The organism is Cellulomonas septica (assembly GCF_012396155.1).
In the GTDB taxonomy this organism is placed as follows: Bacteria; Actinomycetota; Actinomycetes; order Actinomycetales; family Cellulomonadaceae; genus Cellulomonas; species Cellulomonas septica.
Genome location: NZ_JAAXOY010000147.1, coordinates 1 through 6592 on the forward strand (window position 1 = coordinate 1; position 6592 = coordinate 6592).

Genomic DNA, 6592 nt, shown 5'->3' on the forward strand with positions numbered 1-6592 from the left:
CGGAGCAGGGGCGCGCGCCCGTCGGACGCGTCGAAACGAGTCGGTGACGGCACCACCGCTCGACCGGGCGCCGGGTCGCCCGCGCCGCGCCGGACCAGCGTGGCGACGGGGCACGAGGGGCGACGATGCGGGTCGTGGACTATCGAAACATGGGCGCGACGGCACGGGTCGGCGCGATCGGGCCTCCCGGGACCCGGTGAGGCGGTAGGACTGGCGGGACGGACGTCGCGAGGCGACGGACGGCGGACGGGGACGGACCCCGGACGAGCACGGGAAGTCGAGGCGGCGTGGCCGAGATCGGGACGGACGGGGCGACGGGGCGCCCGGCCGCTGCGCGCAACGGGACGACGGGCCGGCCACCGGCGATGAGCGACGTCGCGGCCCGCGCGGGCGTGTCGCACCAGACGGTGTCGCGCGTGCTCAACGACCACCCGTCGGTGCGCCCGGAGACGCGTGACCGGGTGCTCGCGGCGATCGCGGAGCTCGGCTACCGCCGCAACAGCGCGGCGCGCGCGCTGGTCACGCGCCGGACGGGCACGGTCGGGGTCGTGACGCCCGCGACCGCGCTCTACGGGCCGACGAGCACGCTGGTCGGGGTCGAGGAGGCCGCACGCGTCGCGGGCTGGTTCGTGTCGGTCGCGACGCTGCGCCAGTTCGACGGCGACGCGATGCACCACGCGTTCGAGCACTTCCTGGGGCAGGGCGTCGACGGCGTGGCGATCATCGCGCCGACGGTGCAGGCGGTCGACGTGCTCGCGGCGCTCGACTCCCCGGTGCCGGTGGTCGTGGTGTCGTCGGCGGCGGACGTGCCGTCGGAGCCGCACCTGCACGCGGTGGGTGTCGACCAGCAGCAGGGCGCGCGGCTCGCGACCGCGCACCTGCTCGAGGCGGGGCGGTCGCGCGTGCTGCACGTGGCCGGTCCGCAGGACTGGTTCGACGCGCAGGACCGGCTGGTCGGCTGGCGCGCGGAGTGCGCGGCCGCGGGCGTGCCGGTCGACGAGCCGGTGGTCGTCGGCTGGGGTGCGTCCGACGGGTACGACGTGGGGCGCCGCCTGGTGCGCGAGGGGTTGCCGGACGCGGTGTTCGCGGCGAACGACCAGCTCGCGCTGGGTCTGCTGCACGCGTTCTGGGAAGCGGGGGTGCGTGTGCCGGACGACGTGGCGCTCGTGGGCTTCGACGACGAGGTCGGGTCGGCGCACTACGTCCCGCCGCTGACGACGGTGCGGCAGGACTTCTCGGCACTCGGGCTGCTCGCGATCGACACGCTGGAGACGGCGATGTCGGGCGGCGACCCGGGTCACCGGCTGATCCCGGCGGAGCTCGTGGTGCGGGTGAGCAGCGGTGCCCGTGCGTGACGGGACACGCTGCGTCGGCGACGTCGTCGGACCGGGCACGTCGCCGTGCGGCGGACCGCGCACGACGCGGCGCGACCGAGCGTGGCGTAGGACCTCCGGGCTGGACCGTCCACCCGATGTGAGCGCTAACATTGGCTCACGCACCGCGATCTGACGGTGCACGAGCGAGGGGTGCCCGGCACGTCGTCGGCACCCGCCACCAGCGACGAAGGAGCCGCGACGATGGTCGACCCCGCCCAGGCACGAGACGCGATCAGCGCAGGCGAGACGACCCTCGGCATCGAGCTCGGCTCCACGCGCATCAAGGCGTGCCTCGTCGCCGCCGACGGCACGGTCCTCGCGACCGGCAGCCACGCGTGGGAGAACCAGTTCGTCGACCGCACGTGGACGTACGCGCTCGACGCCGTCTGGACCGGCCTGCAGGAGTCCGTCGCGGCGCTGCTCGCGGACGCCGAGGAGAAGCACGGCGTGCGGCCGACGGCCCTGCGCGCGCTCGGCGTCTCCGCGATGATGCACGGCTACCTCGCGTTCGACGCCGACGGCGAGCTCCTCGTGCCGTTCCGCACGTGGCGCAACACGTCGACGGAGGCCGCGGCCACCGAGCTCACGGGCCTGTTCGGGCACAACATCCCGCTGCGCTGGTCGATCGCGCACCTCTACCAGGCCGTGCTCGACGAGGAGCCGCACGTCCCGCAGGTCGCGTTCGTCACGACGCTCGCCGGCTACGTGCACTGGAAGCTCACGGGCAGCAAGGTCCTCGGTGTCGGCGACGCGTCGGGCGTCTTCCCGATCGACCCCGCGACGCGCGACTACGACGCGCGCATGCTCGCCCAGTTCGACGACCTCGTCGCGGAGCGCCACCCGGGGCTGCGGCTCGCCGACGTCCTCCCCGAGGTCCTCGGCGCCGGTCAGGAGGCCGGGCGCCTCACCGACGAGGGCGCCGCGCTGCTCGACCCGTCCGGCACGCTGCGCGCCGGCACGGTCCTCTGCCCGCCCGAGGGCGACGCGGGCACCGGCATGGTCGCGACGAACGCCGTCGCGCCCCGCACGGGCAACGTCAGCGTCGGGACCAGCATCTTCGCGATGATCGTGCTCGAGAAGGCCCTCGAGCGCGTGCACACCGAGATCGACCTCGTGACGACGCCCGCGGGCGACCTCGTCGCGATGGTGCACTGCAACAACGGCGCGAGCGAGCTCGGCGCGTGGGCGGAGGTGTTCCGCCAGTTCGCGGTCGCGTCCGGCCACGACACCGACGCCGACGCGGTCTTCGGCACGTTCCTGCGCGCGGCGCTCGACGGCGACGCCGACGGCGGCGGCCTGCTCGCGTACAACTTCCTGTCCGGCGAGCCCATCGCGGGCCTCGCGGAGGGCCGCCCGCTCGTCGTCCGCACGCCCGACAGCCGCCTCACGCTCGCCAACGTCGCGCGCACGCAGGTCTACGGCGCGTTCGGCACGCTCAGCCTCGGCATGCGGCTGCTGGCCGAGGAGGGCGTCGAGGTCGACGCGCTGTTCGCGCACGGCGGCCTGTTCCGCACCGCGGGCGTCGCGCAGCGGCTGCTCGCCGCGGCCGTCGACGCGCCCGTCGCGGTCGGCGACACCGCGAGCGAGGGTGGCGCGTGGGGGATCGCGGTGCTCGCCGCCTACCTCGACGCGTCCGACGAGCTCGACCTCGGCGCGTACCTGAGCACGCGGATCTTCGCCGACGCGAAGGTCGACGTCGTCGAGCCCGACGCCGACGACGTGCGCGGGTTCACCGCCTACATCGAGCGCTACACGGCCGGCCTGGCGATCGCGCAGGCGGCGGCGGACGCCGTCTGAGGCTGCCGCCCGCACCTCCCACCGCCCGCCGGACCGACGCACACGCACGACGCACGACGCACGACGCACGACGACGAGACACGGAGCGAGACCCGCATGACGACACCCCTGGACGCCTACCCCGACGACGTGCGCGCCGCCGTCGCCACCACGCGCGAGGTCGTCGCGCGCCTGCACGCCGAGCTCCCGCGCTGGGGGCTCGTCGTCTGGACGGCGGGCAACGTCTCGCAGCGCGTCGTGGTCGACCCGGCCGGCCCGGGCGCGCGGGACCTGTTCGTCATCAAGCCCTCGGGCGTGACGTACGACGAGCTCACGCCCGAGTCGATGGTCGTCTGCGACCTCGACGGGAACCTCGTCGACGGCACGCGCGCCCCGTCGTCCGACACCGCGGCGCACGCGTACGTCTACACGCACATGAGCGAGGTCGGCGGCGTCGTGCACACCCACTCGACCTACGCGACGGCGTGGGCCGCGCGCGCCGAGCCCGTCCCGTGCGTGCTCACGATGATGGCCGACGAGTTCGGCGGCGACATCCCGATCGGGCCGTTCGCGCTCATCGGCGACGACTCCATCGGCCGCGGCATCGTCGAGACCCTGCGCGAGTCCCGCAGCCCCGCCGTCCTCATGCGCAACCACGGCCCGTTCACGATCGGCCGCGACGCGAAGGCCGCCGTCAAGGCCGCCGTGATGGTCGAGGAGGTCGCGCGCACCGTGCACATCTCCCGCCAGCTCGGCGAGCCGCTGCCGATCGCGCAGGAGCACGTCGACTCGCTGTACGACCGCTACCAGAACGTCTACGGCCAGGGCACCGCCGCCCCCGCCGCCGGCACCACCACCGACACCGAGCAGGAGAACGCCCGATGACCAAGCCCTACGCCGACCGCGAGATCTGGTTCCTCACCGGCAGCCAGGACCTCTACGGCGAGGAGACGCTGCGCCAGGTCGCCGAGCAGTCGCAGGAGGTCGCGCGCCTGCTGCAGGACTCCGACGAGGTCCCCGCGACGGTCGTCTGGAAGCCCGTCCTCAAGGACTCGGCCGCGATCCGGCGCGCCGCGCTCGACGCGAACGCGGACGACAACGTGCTCGGCGTCGTCGTCTGGATGCACACGTTCTCCCCGGCCAAGATGTGGATCGCCGGCCTCGACGCCCTGCGCAAGCCGCTCCTGCACCTGCACACGCAGGCCGACGTGGAGCTGCCGTGGGACACCATCGACATGGACTTCATGAACCTCAACCAGGCCGCCCACGGCGACCGCGAGTTCGGGTATATGGCGACGCGTCTCGGCACCGCGCGCAAGACCGTCGTCGGGCACGCGTCGAACCCCGCCGTCCGCGCGTCGATCGGCACGTGGGTGCGCGCCGCGGCGGGCTGGGCCGCGACGCACGAGCTCCGCCTCGTCCGGTTCGGCGACAACATGCGCAACGTCGCCGTCACGGAGGGTGACAAGACCGAGGCCGAGCTGCGGTTCGGCGTCTCCGTCAACACGTGGGGCGTGAACGACCTGGTCGCGGCGGTCGACGCCGTCGACGACGCCGCGGTCGACGCGCTCGTCGCCGAGTACGAGGACCTGTACGACGTCGTCCCGTCGCTGCGCCGCGGCGGCGACCAGCACGAGTCGCTGCGCTACGGCGCGCGTCAGGAGATCGCGCTGCGCACCTTCCTCGAGTCCGTCGGCGCCAAGGCGTTCACGACGAACTTCGAGGACCTGGGCGCCCTGCGCCAGCTCCCCGGGCTCGCCGTCCAGCGGCTCATGGCCGACGGCTACGGCTTCGGCGCCGAGGGCGACTGGAAGACCGCGGTCCTCGTCCGCGCGGCCAAGGTCATGGGCCAGGGCCTGCCCGGCGGGGCCTCCCTCATGGAGGACTACACGTACGACCTCACGCCCGGCGACGAGCGCATCCTCGGCGCCCACATGCTCGAGATCTGCCCGACGCTCACCACGTCGAAGCCGACGCTCGAGATCCACCCGCTCGGCATCGGCGGCAAGGAGGACCCCGTCCGCCTCGTGTTCGACACCGACCCGGGCGTCGGCGTCGTCGTGTCGCTCGCCGACATGCGCGACCGGTTCCGCCTCACCGCGAACGTCGTCGACGTCGTCCCGCCGACCGCCGCGCTGCCGAACCTGCCCGTCGCGCGTGCCGTCTGGCAGCCCCGCCCCGACTTCCGCACCTCCGCCGAGGCGTGGCTGACCGCGGGCGGCGCCCACCACACCGTGCTGTCCACGGCCGTCGGCATCGAGGTGTTCGAGGACTTCGCCGAGATCGCGCGCACCGAGCTGCTCGTCATCGACGAGTCGACGACCCGCCGCGGGTTCCGCGAGCAGGTCCGCTGGAACCAGGCCTACTGGCGGCTCGCCCAGGGCCTCTGACCCGGTCCGCGGCTCCGCACCGCGCACCGCTCCCGGCGTCGCACCGGCGCCTCCCGGACGGGTCCGACCCTCGTGGTCGGACCCGTCCGTGGCGTCCGGCCGACGGAATGCCGCACCCCCGCCGGGCGTTGTCGAGGACGAGCCGCCGCGCGACGTCTGCGGCGGTCACGAGGAGGGACGGACGATGAGCGAAGCACCCGGCACGGCGACGGTCGACCTGGACGACCCGCGCACCCTCATCGAGTTCAGCGTCCTGCTCGCCAACGGCCGCCTCGCCGGTCGCAAGTTCGCCTCGCGCGCCGACGCCGAGGCGTGGGCCCGTCCGGACGAGGGTGACTCGGTCGTCGAGTACAACCTCGTCTGCGAGTGCGCGGTCTGAGCTGAGCGACACCGGCGACGGAGGCTGGTCGACCGTTCGACGCGCCGTCACGTACGCCCCCGTCCGGACGGCTCGCTGGTCCGAACGGGTGACGCGTCGGGGTTGCTCCTCGCGAGTCCGGCCGAGGAGGGGCTCCCCGCCGACCGGTGCCCACCTGCGCCGACGCCGCCGACGGGACGGCCGTCGACCACCCGTCGCCTCGCCCACGACCGGACGTCGCTGCGGTTGCTGGGCGCAACCGGTGTTCGTACCGTCGGTCGCACGGAGAAGTTGCTCAGGGGGGAGTGACGACGATGTCGACGACACGCAGCGATGCGACGGCCACAGGAGCCACGTGGCTCCTGCGCGGCCTCCTCGCGCTCGTCGGCCTCGCCCTCGTCGTCCTCGTGCAAGCGGTCCTGTCAGCACCTCGCGCTCATGCCGCCGAACCGTCGTCCTCTGACGTCGTCGCCGATCAGGCCGCGGCGACGGGCGGTGCGCCGACCGGGCTCGCAGGGGTCGTGCCCGCGCTGGTCGAGGACGTCGTGGCGCCCGTCGCGCACCCCGTCGTCGAGAGCGTCGTCGCGCCGGTCGTGCAGCCAGTCGTGGAGCGCGTCGTGGCGCCGGTCGCGCAGCCTGTCGCGGAGCGCGTCGCTGCGCCGGTGGCGCAGCCCGTGGTCGAGCGCGTCGTG

The 6592-nt window shown here is 74.1% G+C and carries 5 protein-coding genes and 1 pseudogene; all 6 read left to right on the top strand.

Features of this window, described 5'->3' with window-relative positions; translation table 11 throughout:
• Positions 1 to 365: 365 nt before the first annotated feature.
• Entirely contained in the window at positions 366 to 1355 is a 990-nt protein-coding gene (locus HGA02_RS07695) for a LacI family DNA-binding transcriptional regulator (protein WP_168678531.1), read from the top strand.
• Between the two features lie 222 nt (positions 1356 to 1577).
• Entirely contained in the window at positions 1578 to 3173 is a 1596-nt protein-coding gene (locus HGA02_RS07700; protein WP_168678532.1) for a xylulokinase, read from the top strand.
• Between the two features lie 96 nt (positions 3174 to 3269).
• Positions 3270 to 4037: an L-ribulose-5-phosphate 4-epimerase gene (locus tag HGA02_RS07705; RefSeq protein WP_168678533.1), complete on the top strand. Its 768-nt coding sequence runs from the start codon at positions 3270 to 3272 to the stop codon at positions 4035 to 4037.
• On the top strand, positions 4034 to 5542 hold the full coding sequence (gene araA / locus HGA02_RS07710) for an L-arabinose isomerase (protein WP_168678534.1): 1509 nt from the start codon (positions 4034 to 4036) through the stop codon (positions 5540 to 5542). Before HGA02_RS07705 ends, araA begins: the two co-directional genes overlap by 4 nt.
• A 184-nt stretch (positions 5543 to 5726) precedes the next feature.
• Positions 5727 to 5921 (top strand): hypothetical protein, encoded by a 195-nt coding sequence (locus HGA02_RS07715; protein WP_168678535.1) that lies wholly within the window; start codon positions 5727 to 5729, stop codon positions 5919 to 5921.
• A gap of 293 nt (positions 5922 to 6214) precedes the next feature.
• A pseudogene (locus HGA02_RS07720) lies at positions 6215 to 6592 on the top strand (hypothetical protein); the annotation flags it as partial.